The organism is Neiella holothuriorum (assembly GCF_019457915.1).
GTDB lineage: Bacteria > Pseudomonadota > Gammaproteobacteria > Enterobacterales > Neiellaceae > Neiella > Neiella holothuriorum.
On record NZ_JAHZSS010000001.1, the window covers coordinates 124,736 to 140,125 of the forward strand.

15 protein-coding genes are annotated in these 15,390 nt (G+C 49.6%); 4 read left to right on the plus strand and 11 right to left on the minus strand.

All coding sequences use genetic code 11. The features are described 5' to 3' along the window. Nucleotides 1–50 precede the first annotated feature (50 nt). The 9 genes from folK to K0504_RS00610 all read right to left on the minus strand — a co-directional run bounded on the left by folK (nucleotide 51) and on the right by K0504_RS00610 (nucleotide 6,097). Complete coding sequence (gene folK / locus K0504_RS00575; RefSeq protein ID WP_220102197.1) at nucleotides 51–557, minus strand: 2-amino-4-hydroxy-6-hydroxymethyldihydropteridine diphosphokinase; 507 nt, start codon at nucleotides 555–557, stop codon at nucleotides 51–53. Between the two features lie 18 nt (nucleotides 558–575). Beyond that, nucleotides 576–1,973 (minus strand): polynucleotide adenylyltransferase PcnB, encoded by a 1,398-nt coding sequence (gene pcnB / locus K0504_RS00580; RefSeq protein WP_225917884.1) that lies wholly within the window; start codon nucleotides 1,971–1,973, stop codon nucleotides 576–578. Nucleotides 1,974–2,077: 104 nt separating this feature from the next. After that, nucleotides 2,078–2,971, minus strand: a complete 894-nt coding sequence (gene gluQRS / locus K0504_RS00585; RefSeq protein WP_220102198.1) for a tRNA glutamyl-Q(34) synthetase GluQRS — start codon at nucleotides 2,969–2,971, stop codon at nucleotides 2,078–2,080. A 30-nt stretch (nucleotides 2,972–3,001) separates the two neighbouring features. Beyond that, nucleotides 3,002–3,451: an RNA polymerase-binding protein DksA gene (gene dksA, locus K0504_RS00590; protein ID WP_220102199.1), complete on the minus strand. Its 450-nt coding sequence runs from the start codon at nucleotides 3,449–3,451 to the stop codon at nucleotides 3,002–3,004. A 326-nt stretch (nucleotides 3,452–3,777) separates the two neighbouring features. Next, nucleotides 3,778–3,909, minus strand: coding sequence for a hypothetical protein (locus K0504_RS18455; RefSeq protein WP_264082948.1), 132 nt, complete (start codon nucleotides 3,907–3,909; stop codon nucleotides 3,778–3,780). 77 nt (nucleotides 3,910–3,986) lie between these two features. Further along, nucleotides 3,987–4,691, minus strand: a complete 705-nt coding sequence (gene sfsA, locus K0504_RS00595) for a DNA/RNA nuclease SfsA (RefSeq protein WP_220102200.1) — start codon at nucleotides 4,689–4,691, stop codon at nucleotides 3,987–3,989. A 10-nt stretch (nucleotides 4,692–4,701) separates the two neighbouring features. Then, a complete protein-coding gene (gene thpR, locus K0504_RS00600; RefSeq protein WP_220102201.1) occupies nucleotides 4,702–5,250 on the minus strand; it encodes an RNA 2',3'-cyclic phosphodiesterase in 549 nt (182 codons plus the stop codon). A 3-nt stretch (nucleotides 5,251–5,253) separates the two neighbouring features. After that, nucleotides 5,254–5,700: a hypothetical protein gene (locus tag K0504_RS00605; RefSeq protein ID WP_220102202.1), complete on the minus strand. Its 447-nt coding sequence runs from the start codon at nucleotides 5,698–5,700 to the stop codon at nucleotides 5,254–5,256. A gap of 187 nt (nucleotides 5,701–5,887) precedes the next feature. Next, complete coding sequence (locus K0504_RS00610; RefSeq protein WP_087505494.1) at nucleotides 5,888–6,097, minus strand: cold-shock protein; 210 nt, start codon at nucleotides 6,095–6,097, stop codon at nucleotides 5,888–5,890. A gap of 328 nt (nucleotides 6,098–6,425) precedes the next feature. On the opposite strand from K0504_RS00610, the gene hrpB reads away from it, so the two are divergent. Continuing rightward, nucleotides 6,426–8,897: an ATP-dependent helicase HrpB gene (gene hrpB, locus K0504_RS00615; RefSeq protein WP_220102203.1), complete on the plus strand. Its 2,472-nt coding sequence runs from the start codon at nucleotides 6,426–6,428 to the stop codon at nucleotides 8,895–8,897. Nucleotides 8,898–9,121: 224 nt separating this feature from the next. Beyond that, a complete protein-coding gene (locus tag K0504_RS00620) occupies nucleotides 9,122–10,240 on the plus strand; it encodes a polysaccharide lyase family 7 protein (RefSeq protein WP_220102204.1) in 1,119 nt (372 codons plus the stop codon). A gap of 57 nt (nucleotides 10,241–10,297) precedes the next feature. On the opposite strand, the gene K0504_RS00625 is transcribed toward K0504_RS00620, so the two are convergent. Continuing rightward, nucleotides 10,298–10,471 (minus strand): hypothetical protein, encoded by a 174-nt coding sequence (locus tag K0504_RS00625; RefSeq protein ID WP_220102205.1) that lies wholly within the window; start codon nucleotides 10,469–10,471, stop codon nucleotides 10,298–10,300. A 186-nt stretch (nucleotides 10,472–10,657) separates the two neighbouring features. Here K0504_RS00625 and mrcB point away from each other — a divergent pair, with 186 nt between their 5' ends. Both mrcB and K0504_RS00635 read left to right on the plus strand, forming a co-directional pair. Continuing rightward, nucleotides 10,658–12,949 (plus strand): penicillin-binding protein 1B, encoded by a 2,292-nt coding sequence (mrcB, locus tag K0504_RS00630; RefSeq protein ID WP_220102206.1) that lies wholly within the window; start codon nucleotides 10,658–10,660, stop codon nucleotides 12,947–12,949. 150 nt (nucleotides 12,950–13,099) lie between these two features. After that, complete coding sequence (locus K0504_RS00635; RefSeq protein ID WP_220102207.1) at nucleotides 13,100–13,894, plus strand: OmpA family protein; 795 nt, start codon at nucleotides 13,100–13,102, stop codon at nucleotides 13,892–13,894. 72 nt (nucleotides 13,895–13,966) lie between these two features. Here the strand turns inward: K0504_RS00635 and K0504_RS00640 are convergent, their stop codons facing one another. Then, the gene (locus K0504_RS00640; RefSeq protein ID WP_220102208.1) at nucleotides 13,967–15,118 is read right to left on the minus strand and encodes a hypothetical protein; all 1,152 of its coding nucleotides are present in this window, start codon (nucleotides 15,116–15,118) and stop codon (nucleotides 13,967–13,969) included. Nucleotides 15,119–15,390: the final 272 nt, after the last annotated feature.

Genomic DNA, 15,390 nt, shown 5'->3' on the forward strand with positions numbered 1-15,390 from the left:
AACGCTCGATGCGATAAAGCCGGACGTCATGTATGGCGGGCGTCTATGCGTTAATCAAAGCGCTGTAACCCATTTCGCGGGCAATTGGCCAGTAGATCGCGAATGGCCGTGCCGTCTGGCATGGCGACGTCTGAATCAAGATCGAATAAAGGATAAAGGACAAATTCCCTCTCGCCCATATGGTAGTGGGGAATTGTTAGCCGCTCGGTGTGGATAGTTTGGTTGCCATACAACAGGATATCGAGATCAATAATCCGTGGCCCCCAACGTTCTTCCTTGCGTTCGCGCCCCTGTTCGAGCTCAATGGCCTGCAGTGCATCCAACAAGGCTTCGGGAGCCAGAGATGTCTCGAGCTTGACGACTGCATTGATATAGTCGGGCTGATCCGCAGGCCCAAGTGGTTTGCTGCAATACATGGGCGATGCCGCAATAAATTGAGTTTGCGGCAACGTTTTGAGGGTATTGATGGCTTTCACCAGTTGTACAACTGGGTTGTTTAGATTGGCGCCAAGACCGACGTAACAAGTGGTCGTTGGCGCTGTTGCGCTAAGCGTCATGATAGCTGCGCCTCTTTTTTAAGATTCAGAAGATGGTGGAGCCGCTTTCGGTTGTGGTTTACGACGCGGACGACGACGGCGACTACTGCGCTTCGGGGTATCGGAAGACGTCTCGCGAATTAAGGCGCCACGCTGAATGCCTGATGACTCCAAAAATTGTTGCCACCAACTGGCAAGCTGCTGTAATTCGCCGCCATACACTTGTCCACGAAGTAGCAAAAAGTCGAAACCAGCACGAATTTTAGGGTGCGTCGCCAAGCGTTCAGCGCGCTTACCCTGTCGTTTTGGCATCCGCAGCTGCAATGTCCAAATATCGCGCGACATTAAACTAAAGCGCTTCGGCACTGCGGTACGCTGCTGCTGACGATCGAGAGTTTCGCTGGCGGCAATTTGAAATGCGTCTTGCTGGCTGAGTTCAGATTCAGCTTCAAGCTCACGCGCTTTGGATTCAACTAATGGCCAAAGCAGTGCGGCGTAAATAAATGCGGGGGTAACGCTCTGATCGCTGTTTACCCGTTGGTCGGTGTTGTTGAGCGCCGCTTGAATAAAGGCTAAATCTTGCTCTGATGCGTCATTGGCGAGGTACTCGCCCAGTTCAGGGAACAGCGCATCAAACAAGCCAAACTCACGTAGCATTTTGAAGTTTTGTTCGGCTTTTCCTGCTAATAGCAGTTTGCACATTTCATCAAATAAGCGGGCAGCTGGAATTCCACCCAGCGCATCGGCAATCTCATGAATGGGATCAGCGGTTGCTGGCTCTATGGTCATGTCCAGCTTGGTAGCAAACCTGACGGCTCGCAACATACGAACGGGATCTTCTCGGTAGCGTGCAACCGGATCCCCAATCATTTCAATACGGCGATTGGCAATAGCATTGGCGCCGTTGGCAAAATCGAGAATGCTGTAGTCGGCAATGTTGTAATACAACGCATTAATACTGAAGTCGCGACGCTCGGCGTCTTCTTCAATACTGCCGTAAACGTTGTCGCGGACGATCATGCCACTGGAATCCCGCTTGGAGATATGGCCGCCTTTTTCTTCATCGTGGTGACCACGCATGGTGGCCACTTCAATGATCTCGCGGCCAAACATGATGTGGGCCAACCGGAAACGGCGGCCAATCAAGCGGCAATTATGGAATAGTTTTTTAACTTCTTCGGGCTTGGCGTCAGTCACAATATCAAAGTCTTTCGGTGACAGGCCGAGCAACAAGTCGCGAACGCCACCGCCTACCAAATAGGCTTGAAAGCCAGATTTGTTGAGGCGATACATCACCTTGATGGCATTAGGCGAGATATCTTTGCGCGAGATATTGTGTTCAGCACGAGGGATCACCGTGGCGTGAAGACCTTCGCTGGCCTCATCTGAGCTGGTTGAAGAGCGCCGAAACAGATTAATAACGCGGTTAAATACCATGAATGTTGACTAGTCCGAAATTAAAAGAAGCGCAATTTTAGCAAACTGTTGGAAAAATAGAACGAAAAGCCTGAAAAACACTTATTTGTTGCTCAGTACGACATCTAACACACTGATTTGATGTGGTTGCTTTGTCCCAGCTTGTGTCGTTGCCAGTTGTTGGTTGACCACTCTAGCTGCTGTGCCACGGGTTGATGTTTGAGTTCGGTGGGCGGATTGAGGTTCAAACATTGTAGAGCTTGCCAAAGTTCAACTTGAGGTTGTTGCCAGTTAACTGCTGGCGCATGGTTTTGTTTGCTCAGTTTATTGCCATTGCCATCAAGCGCGAGGGGCAAGTGTAAATAAGATGGCGGCGACTGGTTGAATTCGCTGTAGAGCGCCAACTGACTCACCGTGGTATCGAGCAAATCAACGCCCCGAACAATGTGGTTCAGTTGCTGATCAATATCATCAAGTACCACCGCTAATTGATAGGCCATCAAACCATCGCGCCGTTTGATGACAAAGTCCTGTGCCTCGGCGGCATCTTGCCAACCCAGCCGCAAATCGTTGAAGCCACGGATTGATACATCGTTTCTATAGCGCACGGCACAATGCTCACCGTCCAGTAGACGATCGCGGCAATGGCCATCGTATAACCCGCCAATGGCTTTGATGCGTTTGCGCGGACAATTGCAAAAATAGGCGCGCTGCTCGGCCAGCAATGTGTCGATGACCGCTTGAAATTCATTTAGGTGGCTGCTTTGGTAACGAACCGATTCGTCCCAATAGAGACCAAAGGCTTCCAGTGCACGCAAAATCTCGCTATCGGCACCCGCTACTTCGCGTGGGGGATCAATATCTTCAATGCGCACCAGCCATTGGCCGTTATGGGCACGAGCATCTAGATAACTGCCGACGGCAGCAATTAAGGAACCAAAGTGAAGAGGACCTGAAGGCGAGGGTGCAAAACGGCCGCGATAGAGAGTCTGTCGCGGCGTTTGTTCAGATTCGAGCATCAAATCCGATATCGCTGTGTGATCGGTACGTTAGCCAACCAACTGCTTTTCTTTAATTTCTGCCAGTGTTTTGCAGTCAATGCACTGATCGGCAGTCGGGCGAGCTTCTAAACGGCGAATGCCGATTTCAATACCGCACGTGTCGCAGTAGCCGAAGTCGTCTTCTTCAATAAATTGCAGCGTCTTTTCGATCTTCTTGATCAATTTGCGCTCGCGATCGCGGGTTCGCAATTCTAAGCTGAACTCTTCTTCCTGAGCCGCTCGGTCAACCGGATCTGGGAAGTTGGCCGCTTCATCCTGCATGTGAGACATGGTGCGGTCGACTTCTTCACGAAGTTGATTACGCCACGCTTCTAAAATCTTGCGGAAGTGAGCCAACTGCGCTTCATTCATATATTCTTCATCAGCACCAAGCTGGTAAGGCTTCACGCCAGCCAGAGCTAACACGCCCAGTGAACTGGCTTTTTTGGTTTCTGGCATGTTACATACCCCTTCAAATCCAACAACATCTCTGGCTGCTACCAGAGCAATAGGGCGCTATCTATAGCAAAATACAGCCTCGCCCGCAATCGCATTTTATTAACATGAGGTGATCACCACAGCTAAAGGATAGATTGCAGATTTACGGCAAGAGCTCGAACCAGTGGCGCTAATGGACGAGTTATTGATGCCCGTCAATTGTCGAGCGGGTTTCTAGTTACGCCAGACGTTGGCTGGTTGGGTTGATGAGTTCACCGAACGCACCAACCCGTCGGTTTGCGATTTAAATTGTAACAGGTTGATTACCGGTCGTTAAAAACTAGTCGTTAACCTGCACTCAACAGCGAAGGTGCTGACGTTACTGCAACCTCATGACCCACTGAATAAACAGAGAAAGCAATCGACATCGCAGCAACAATCGCTAAGACAGCACGTGACAGTTTGGAAAAGTTAATCATTTTTTGGCCCACCGTTAACAAGTTCGTCGATGAAGCCAGTGTTGACGAGTCAGGATGAACCCAAGCTGAACTAAATTTTATTCGCTGGCGTTAAGCTGTTTAATGTGATCAAAGGCTAATTGTTGTGGCGAAATTTGAGCGTAACAGCAGTAAACCTCGACGCCGTTGGTGATGGCTTGCGCCAATAAGGCTGCATATTTTGCATCAATATGAGCGGCTGCTTGTACGTGGCTGATGCCGGTGTGCATAACGGCAAATACTAATACGGCGCGTTGACCGTTTGCCGCCACGGTCATTAGTTCTTGTAAGTGCTTTTGTCCTCGCGTTGTAACCGCATCAGGAAAATAGCCAATGCCGTCTTGCTCCAGCAACGTACAAGATTTGATTTCAACGTAAGCATTCGCCTGGTTGCCGTTACTTAAAAAAATATCAATGCGGCTATTTTCGCCATAGCGCACTTCCCGTTGTAACGAGTCATAACCAGCCAATGCCTCAATTTTCTCTGCGGCAATCGCGGTGGCTACTAAAGGGTTTGCCCGCTGAGTGTTGATGCAAATAAAGTCACCGGCGGCATTTTCGGTCAACTCCCATGTATAAGCGTATTTGCGTTTCGGATTGTCGGAGCGGCTGAGCCACACTCTATCGCCGGGGCTGCCGCAATTTTTCATCGAGCCGGTATTGGGGCAGTGGACGGTAAGCTCGGAGCCATCAGCCAAAATGACATCGGCAAGGAAGCGTTTATAGCGTTTAACTAATGTAGCGGGCGTAAAATCTTGGTTCATTAACGGCTCTTCAGGGGCGATTAGTGGATGATTCGGTTAACGGCCAACGGTGTAATACCTTGTATCTATCATTGCAAGATTGATACAAGCAAAACTCAGTGACGGGCCATGACATCGCGTTGACGTGAGGTTGTGTGCCGCTGTGGCTAGCGCGCCATGAATGACCGTGTTGAAAATGGCGAAAGACGCTGACATGGGGAATAAAATCATGCTCGGGTAACACCATCCCCAGTTGCTGCATGCGTTGTTGAACCTGACTCGCCAGTGTCTGCAAGGCTGCGGCCGTTTGCTGAGGTGCTAAATAACCAATCTTCGGCTTGGCAAACCAACCTGTTTGAGACAATTCTTGGCACCAGCTAGGCAACGCAATTGACGATAACTGCTCGCACACTTGCTGTTTTACACGGGCGTCACATGAGCCTAAAAATGCCAATGTGAGATGCAGGTTATCCGCCGGGACTGGTTTGGCGTGCAAAGGCTGATAAGCCCTTTGCCAACGCGCTACTTGCCGCCTAATTGTGGGCGGTAGCGGCAAGGCAACAAATAAGCGCTCAGCCATGGATTAATCTGGCTGCGAGGCGCGTTCGTTTTGCTGTTTTAAAGCCTGTTCGATTGGGCCTAAGAGCGCTTCAATATCTTGTGCTTGCCAGCTGCTGCGAGCCACTGCGCTGTTAGTACCCGCGGTCAGGCTTTGGCGATAGTGAGCAAGATTGACAAAGGCTTGATCAATTTCCTGTTTGCGAGCGTCGGAAGCATAAGAGCGAAAGCCTCGTAATTCATCTAAATCCCGAGCCAAGTCCGTCACGATAATTTGATGAGCCTGATCGAGTTGTTGATTATCTAACGCTTGTTTCAGGGTTAGTGTGTGACGGATGTTTTTCATCAGTGACTCGACCTGACTGGTGCCAACACCAGACACCAAGCTGTCAACGGCAATGCGGCTGGCGCCGACAAAGCAAACAAAAGCGATGGCCATACCAGCAATCACACCGGAAAAAGTTATTTTCATGATTATTCCAAACCGCGATTTATCGAAAACCTAGTGTATGCCACTCAAACTAGTGATAGGCAGTAGACTCATCGAGTATCGCTCAATGCAGTATCAGTTACCGAATGTTAGGCATAAAAAAACGAGATCGCGTTGATCTCGTTTTTTGTAGTTAGCAGCTTCACGAAGCTACTAGCACAGTATTTGATTACAGTGCTTCGATGTTCTCAGCTTGAGGACCTTTCTGGCCTTGAGTCACTGTGAACTGAACTTTTTGCCCTTCGGCCAAAGTTTTGAAGCCAGTGCCTTTGATTGCGCTGAAATGAGCGAAAACGTCTGGGCCGCCTTCTTGCTCGATGAAGCCGAAGCCTTTAGATTCGTTGAACCACTTGACGGTGCCGGTTTTGATCTCTGACATGAGGATGTCCTTTAACTCTTCGATAAAATTTGTGCCTAAGATGGCTTGGTGCTGGAATTGTTGCTCTTGCTACTTACTTTCAATTTACGAAGGGCGAAAGGGTCCATCATTTGGTACGCCAACGATCCATCGCAGTTTGTTGCATAAATATCAGGCAGAAAATCAAGCAACTCCGATTATAAGAGGCAAATGCGGCGCGTCAATGTAAATGTGCCTGTCAGCGCGATAATGTTGCCGAATATTCAGTATTTATTAAGCGCTAACCTCAGCGGTGACTTTTTCGAGTTAGGCCCCTAAACTGTCTGCTTGATTAAACCAATCAGCAATTATGAATCAACAACTTCCAGTCTTTGATATTGCCGATGAAGTGGCGAGTGCTTTGCTGACTTCATCACAAGACGTCATTCTTACGGCACCTACCGGCTCTGGTAAGTCAACGCTGTTGCCGTTACTACTGTTGCAACACCCTGCATTTGCCAATAAACGGATGCTCATGCTTGAGCCGAGACGGCTGGCGGCAATGTCGGTGGCACAATATATGGCGTCGCAATTAGGCGAGCCCATTGGCCAACGAGTGGGTTACCAGATCCGCCAACAGCAAAAACGCTCCGCCGCAACACAGTTAATGGTGGTGACCGAAGGTATTTTGACCCGCCTGCTGCAGCATGATCCTGAGTTAACCGATTACGACTTAGTGATTTTTGATGAGTGCCACGAACGTAATCTGCAAGCCGATTTGGCGTTCGCGTTGTGCCTAGATGCTCAGCAAGGATTGCGTGATGATTTGCGGCTGCTGTTGATGTCAGCGACGCTCGAAATTGAAGACTTTAAACGTTGTTTGCCCGAGGCACGCCTGATTAGCTCTGAAGGGCGACAGTTTCCTGTTCATCTTCATTATCGCATGCGCGATCCGAAACAAGCTTGGCTACCCCAATGCTTTTCATTGTTAAAACAAGCGACGCAAGAGCAACCCGAAGGCGATGTGTTGGTTTTTGTGCCCGGATTTCGTGAGATCCAGCAGTTATTGCAGTGGGCTCAGGAAACGCCAGAGCTTGCGAATACGTTTGATTGGATGCCCCTATACGGTGACCTGTCGCCCAGTGAGCAGCAGAAAATTTTTCATCCGGGCGCTAAACGGCGGGTTATTGTCGCAACCAATATTGCCGAAACTTCGATTACTCTGCCGCGGGTTCGTACCGTGGTTGATAGTGGCTTTGAGCGCACGATGCGATTTGTGAGCAGTGCCAATGCCGGCCGCTTGCAGACTAAGCAAATCAGTCGTGCCTCTGCACAACAGCGCGCAGGCCGGGCAGGTCGTGTTGCAGAGGGCCATTGCTATCGCCTTTGGAGTGAGCAGCAACAACAGAGCTTTGAACCTAATATTGTGCCGGAAGTCCATTACGCCGAATTGACTCAACTGGCGGTGGAGTTGGCGCAATGGGGAGTCTCCGAGCTTGACCAGTTAACCTGGCTGACTCCCCCCAATAGCGGGCATTGGCAACATGCCAAAGAGCAACTCCGTTGGTTGAAGGCCGTTGATTCAACGGGTGCCATTAATGCTCATGGCCGTGCTATGAGTCAATTAGGTTTAGCGCCACGGCTAGCGCATTTGCTGGTGTTAGCTAGTGCCGAAGGCGATGAGTTATTAGCCAGTGCCTGCCTCAGTGCAGCGCTGTTGGAAGATAAAACCAACCAACGAAGCTGTGAATTTATAAGGCGAGTGGAGGCGGCTAGTTCGTCAGGCAAACGTCAACAACTGCAACAAGCCAAGCAATGGTTTAAACGAGCGGGTGGCCAACAGTGGCCGACAAAGCTGCACACCCAAGGCCTCGTCGAACTCTTATTACAGGCTTTTCCTGATCGCGTGGCCAAACGCCGCCAACAGAGCACCTATGCCACTAGCGATGGTGTTGGCGTGCAATTACCGACGGACGATGCGCTGCAAAATGCCAACTGGTTACTGGTGTTGCAACATCAGTTGAGCGAGTTTCATGCGGATAGCTGGGTGCGCGCGGCGGTTGAAATTAGCCCTGACTTGATTGAGCAGAAGCTCGGTAACTTTATTGAGTCGGCGGAGCAAGTGAATTGGGACGACGACAAAGCCAAGGTGATTGGCCGGCGGTTGCGAAAACTAGGGCGATTGACCCTAACGAGTGAGCCATTGACCGCGATTAATGATCATCAAATTGAGCAAGCCCTGTGCGGCTGGGTGAAGCGAAAAGGCTTACGGGTTCTTCAGTGGACACCGGCCATTGCCAACTTTTGTCAGCGCGTTACGCTTGCCAAACGTTGGCAGTTAGCAGGCTCTAAAGATTGGCCCGATTTTGATGAACCATCATTGCTGGCGACACTCGAACACTGGTTGTTGCCGTACTTGGCTGGAATGCGAAGCCACAAAGCACTCAAGCAATTTGATGCGCTGCCAGCGCTGCGGGCATATTTAGGTTTCCAGCAAGCACAGTTACTCGATAAAAGCCTGCCAACCCAGTTTGAAACACCTTTAGGGCGACTTGTTGCCATTCAATATGATGCCGATGCTGGCGCTAAAATCTCGGTGCCGATGCAAGAAATGTATGGTTGCAATGATCAGGTTTTATTAGCCGACGGGCGATGTCCGCTGACCTTTGAGCTGCTGTCTCCCGCCAAGCGACCGCTGCAATTAACACAGAACTTACCGCAGTTTTGGCAGGGCTCGTATCGAGAGGTTCAAAAAGAAATGAAAGGGCGCTACCCGAAACACTTATGGCCTGATGATCCGGCCAATACGTTACCAACGCGTAAAACCAAACGTCATTTATAAGAAGACTTGGGGAGCGATTCAGCTCTCCGCCGCCGAGGCTGATTGTTATGTAAGCAGCGCACTTGTTCGCGGCTAAATTCTACTTCGTCAGTCCAAAAAATCAGACTAGGGTCACCTTCTCAACAATACAATGGGGCCGGTAACTGTTAAATTCTGGCTGTTCAGGCTCCGGTCAGTATTGGCCTCTATAACGGAGCTATCGAAAATAACAAATCAGGATCATTATGAAACCTTTATCAACATCTCTGTTAACCGTGGCGACGCTTTCTCTGGCAGCATGCGGTGGACAAAAAAGTGCTGAGCAAACTGCAAATTCGGCAGTCCAACCAAAAGCCGAAGTGCCTGTAGTTGAGGTTGCGCTACCTGCCGATAAATTCGATTTAAGCCATTGGAAAATCGCGGTACCAACGGATGTTGATGGCGATGGTAAAGTGGATGAAATTGATGTGGCTGAGTTGCAATCTTACAGCCACCCAGATTACTTCTACCTAAATAGCGATGGCAACTTAGTGTTTGCAGCGCCAAACAAGGCCATCACCACGGCCAACTCAAGCAATACGCGCAGCGAATTACACCAGATGTACCGCGGCACCGATACCAGTATTGATACCTATGATCCGGCTAACAACTTTGGTTTAGCCGCGCACCCAACGCCAGAAGCCTTTGCGGCGATTGGTGGCCGAATGGAAGCCACGCTGAAGGTGGACCATGTATCGGAAAATGCAAAATATGCCGATAAAAACCCAGCTTACTCAGTGGTCATTGGCCAAATTCATGCGGGTAAAGATGCCGAGCTAGTTGCCCAAGGTGAGGGTTATGGCTGGGGCAATGAACCGCTGAAAATTTACTATAAAAAGTGGCCTCACCATGACACCGGCTCGGTGTTTTGGAATTACGAACTGAACTTAGAAAAAGAAAACCCCAAGCGTCGTGATATTTCCCATGTTGTATGGGGTAACGACTGGGGTAATTCAGCTGATCCTGGTGCGAGCGGTTTAGCTCTAGGCGACGAAATTAGCTACGTGGTGAACGTGTATGAAAATGTCATGAAGTTGACGTTTACCGCCGAAGGCAAAGAGCCTGTGGAATTCACCATTAATTTGACCGATAACGTGGATGCTTACGGAGAGGTCAACCCTGATGATCACCCGCACGGATACTCTGGCGACACCTTGTTCTTTAAAGCAGGCGCTTACAATCAGTGCAGCACCAAAGACGATCCAGGTTTTTGGTATGCCGCTTGCCCGGGTACCGGCGACTGGGAAACCGACAAAGCCAATGGCGATTACGTGCAAGTTACTTTCTCAAAAATCGAGTTGAGTAAGCCAGAGCCTATCGAATAAGGCCTCGGTTTTTAGCTAAAAAAGGCTCCCTGCGTGGAGCCTTTTTTAATGCCCAATCTATTTGTAATCGACCGGTTCAATATTACCTGGTAGGAGCGCGCCGACTTCGCTTGCAGCGTCTACTTCTGCGGCTCGGTCTTTGGCTGCTGATTGAGATTTATTGACTAACTGCTGTTCCATTAGCTGGAATTCCAGTTCAATGGCATTATGATCGCCGTCTATCAAAATCATCACACGCTCCTTAAGCGTCGAGTTGTGTTTGTGATACGAGCCGTGATGGCGTTTAGTTCATTTTGTTTGCGAGATATTTAGCGTGCCGAACTTCAGCCCAGATAAGGATTCCGCGGCCTGGTCGCTTTTCCAAGCGGTATTCAAGCCGGTGATGCCTGCAATCTTTGGTCGTGTACGAGGGCTTTTATGAAGTGGCGGGAGCGCTTAATGGGTGGTGACTCATGGCTGAAATGGCTGGCAAAAATAGCCTTTGCAGGCATGGCATTGCTGGTGGCTTACGCCGTCTATCTCGATAGTAAACTGCAACAAGCATTCGCTGAGCTTTACCAACCCCATGCACTATCTATTCAGGCTCGCCCGTTAATCATTAAAGCCGGTGCTCGCTTATCTGCCGATGAGCTACAAGCCGAGCTACTCGCCCTTGGCTATCAGCGTGTCAACCAAGCAGCACAAGTCACTGCACAACCTGATTTGACTCGTTTTTACCGCCGGGCAGAGCATCTTCGCTTTCAACTCGACGATCGAGCTGGCCATAAGGCGCTCGTTGTGGATGCGCGATTCGATGGTGATCAGGTGGTTAGTTTGCATCATGCGAATCAGGTTTTGGCGTCGGTTGAATTGGCGCCGGTTGAACTCGATAAAATCTGGGCGGGCACTCGCGAAGATCGCATTTGGGTTGACTTACAACAAATACCGGAACAACTCATCGAGCTGTTGTTGATGGTCGAAGACCGTAACTTTTATCAGCATTGGGGGGTGAACCCAATCGCTATTGGTCGCGCGCTGATAGCCAACCTGCAAGCTGGTCAAACGGTGCAAGGTGGCAGTACGTTAACGCAACAACTAGCCAAGAACTTGCTTCTCACTCGCCAGCGTAGTTTGGTCCGCAAAATCAATGAAGCCTTGCTCGCGCTGCTGATGGAATGGCGCTATAGCAAAGCTCAAATTCTTGAAGCCTACATCAATGAAATCTATATGGGCCAGCAAGGCGCCACCGCTATCCACGGCTTTGCTACGGCTAGTGAATTCTATTTTGGTCGGTCGCTTGCTGAACTGAATTTGGAGCAGCAGGTGGCGCTGGTTGCCATGATCAAAGGGCCTAGCTTGTACAATCCATGGCGTCGTCCTGAAACACTAGCCGAGCGTCGCGATCTGATTTTGCGCATGCTGTTACAACGTGAACAACTCGATATCGAGTTATATCAGCGTATCAGTAGCCGGCCTGTGGCGGTGGTTAATAAACGTGAACTGCAATTGAAACAGCGACCAGCCATTGTGCGCAGTGTGCGCTCGGAAATGCAGCAGTGGATCTCTGGACGGTATCAGGGGCGTTTAACGGCCATTGCCACAAGCATCGATCCGTTATCACAACAAGCCATGGAGCAAGCGGCTCGTGATGGTATCGCTGAGCTGGAAGCGGCGTATGCCGTTGAACAGTTGCAGCTGGCGATGATTGCTGTCGATGTCACAAGCGGAGCGGTCAGGGCCTTGGTAAGCGATTGCCAGCCAGAATATCCTGGCTACAATCGCGTGATGGAAGCTCGTCGGCCTATTGGCTCATTGCTAAAACCGGTGATTTTGCTCGCTGGATTTCAGCAAAAATCAACCATGAACTTGGCTACGCCGCTTAATGACCGGCCGGTTTCAATGCGCAGTTCAACGGGTAAACGTTGGCAGCCGCAGAACTTTGACAAAAAATACCGCGGCAGTGTTGCAAGTATTGATGCGCTGTCGAAATCTCTGAACGTGCCCTTTGTTAATTTAGGCATGTCCATCGGCCTTGAGTCGATTGAACAATTGTTAACGTCGCTTATTGGCGAAGAGGTGAAAGGCCTGTATCCGTCAGATCTGCTCGGTAGTATTTCAATGTCACCGTGGCAAGTCGCTCAAATCTTTAACACCTTGGCCAATCAAGGTAGCTACCAGCCACTTCATTTGATTCAAGGCGCGCAATTGACGGGCGGCAATTGGCGTTCTGTTCGGCAACCTTATCGTCAGCAAATTATCGATCCGAGCCATGCGTTTCTGGTGATGTATGGCATGCAGCAAGTGGTGGCTGAAGGGACTGCCCGTTCGTTAAATCAACGTTTTCCAGGTGCCCACCTAGCAGCTAAAACCGGCACTTCCAATGATTATCGAGATGCTTGGTTTGTCGCCAGCGATGGCCGGGAAGTGGTGGTGATTTGGGTTGGGCGGGATGACAATCAACCCATCAACCTAACTGGCAGCCAAGCGGCCATGCAACTCTATCGCCATTACCTGCATCAGCGCAGCGCGCTGCCACTGCAACTGGCGGCGCCCGCAGATATTGAATTTTTACCGGTCGATGTGAGCGGCAAAGTTTATGAAGCCGGTTGCCCAGCAGAGCGAACATTACCATTTGATGTTAAGGCAGAATTGTTGCAAATTAGGTGCGCCAAAAAAATGACGCCAGAGGCTGATGCTCAGAAGCCTTGGTGGAAAAGGATTTTTGGCTAATAAAGCGAGTATAAAAGTTGGCATGACAATGATTTGTCACCTACTTTTTATGGTGGATGACCTGACAACAAAAAAATGGTCAACATCAAAAGGCTAGGGCTTCCTCATCAGGATTTAAGGAAGCGATACACACTTAGAGGATGAATTTGTATGAATGCGAAAAAAATCATAGCGATTGTTGCTTTCGCGGCAGTGATGCTTAGTGGTTGCGCGACCAATCGGGACAACCCTGGAGAAAACATTGGATTTTGTGCATTAGCAGGTGGTGCCGCTGGTGGTGCTGCAGCTGGTGCTGGTATGGCTGGTGCTGCTGCACCTGCGGGTGCCGTTGCTGGCGCGATTGCCGGTGCTTTGATCTGTGATCCTGCTGATGAAGACCGTGATGGCGTGCCAGACGAGTTTGATCAATGCCCAGCAACACCAGAGGGCGTAGAAGTGGATCGCGATGGTTGCCCACTTGATACTGATGGTGACGGCGTACCGGATCACATGGACGATTGTCCGAACACTCCTGCAGGCATAAAAGTTGACGACAAAGGCTGCCCATTGATTATTCCGGCCAATATTCCGGAAGAATGTAAGCCTTACCTGACGGTAACTGACAACCAAATGGTGAAAGCCGCTCCGGTATTGTTTGCCTTTGATTCTGCTGAGATCTCCGGCGAAGGGCAAATGATATTATCTTGTATCGCTCGAGCAGCTAAAGCGACGAATGTTCCTATGCTGGAAGTTGCAGGCTACACCGACTCCGTTGGTTCTAAAGCCTATAACGAGCGCTTGTCACAACGCCGAGCAGGTAATGCCCGAGCAATCTTAGTGTCAGAAGGTGTATCCGAGGGCAAACTCGATGTGCACGGTTACGGCATGGACGATCCAGCCGTTAGCAATGACACCAGTGATAATCGCGCTTTGAACCGTCGTGTTGAGGTTCACCCTAAAAAATAATTTAGGTTAGCGATTGAAATAAAAACGCCTGCATTGCAGGCGTTTTTTTATGCTTTGTTTTTCTAGCCATACTCAACATGAGTCGTTTGAACGAACCCTCAACATCTGAATACGCTTGTTCAATTTGTCATAGCAGTCGGCTGGTAGTGCTTGGCATACCCAACAGCCTTGTAACTCTAAACCACCCATGGTGTCGGCTCGCGGCAAAAATTCCACGTAAAGCCCACATCCGGGGCCCGTGTGCACGGTGACGTTAAAGGCTATCGGTTTGCCGTCGTCCGTCAACTCGCTTCGAATCGCTTGAATGGCAAGCTGCATGGCTTCAGTAAGTTGCTCTAGTTGTTGCGTCGATAGCTGGTGTAAGTGACTGCACTCAGTGTCCTTAATAAAAGCCATCATGGTATAGGGGCGGTGCATAAAATAAGGCACGAGCAACACGACGTCGCCCAAATCTAATAGCTGAAGTGAATTTGGGTTTTCCCGCAGCATGTAGTCCGCGAAGGTTTCCATATGGCGACCGTAAAAACGCCAATTGTTAAAGCTGCTCCGGCTCATCAAATTAGCAAACACCAATTGTTGATGGCCATGGCTCAACGATGCGCCGGCTTTGGCGCCATAGTTTTTAAACAAGGTTATATAGCCGCGGCTACCATGATGGCACCCTGCGGTTTTGGGCATGACATCTGCCTCAGTCATTAGTTTCTGAGCGAATTGGGCTAATTGCTGCATGGTGAGCACCAAATCCGCTAGTGGCATGTTATGCCAGTCGTCGTCATGGTTTGAGCTGGTCCATTGTAAAAAATGACCACCAAATACATGACCACCACGAATAAAGGATTGGGTGCCGAATTGCAGGTGGGCGTCTGGGTTAAGGCCATGAGGTGTGACAACCGGATATAGGTTGTCGGTAATAAAACTAGCGCCATTGGATAGTGGTTGGATGTGACAAACGGTGGTCAGCTTACCATCGCAGATGGGGCAGCTGACATCAGAGGCTGGCTGCTCATCTGCATTGGTTACGGTATGAACGCGTTTGGCGCGGGCAGCGCTAAATATGCTAATGGTGCCGTCGCGAGGATCAATCTGATAATGAGATTCGGGAATACTTTTGTTGCTGCTGGAATTTTCGGTCAATTGTTGAATGATGGCTGACAATTCCACATCCATGGGTAGCTCCGCGACTAAATGTTGCTTTAGCGTTTGCAACGAAACAAATTGCTTCATGAGCACCTCCCAAGAACGTTGCGCAAAGTATAGAAGAGCAGATTGTGGAAAAGAGCAAATTGCACGAATTGGTTGCACTAAAATTGCGGTACGTTAATTAATCATAAAATTTGTGATCTGCTCCGAGTTACCACTTTGATCCACTCTGGGATCAAATAAGGCCAAAATTTGGTCAGCTTCACTCTTCTTGAAAGCCATTGCCAGTCACATTTTCGCCATCATTTCCCACTTCCTTTTCAATACCAATCGGTTAGCCGAATACCGCATTTTAC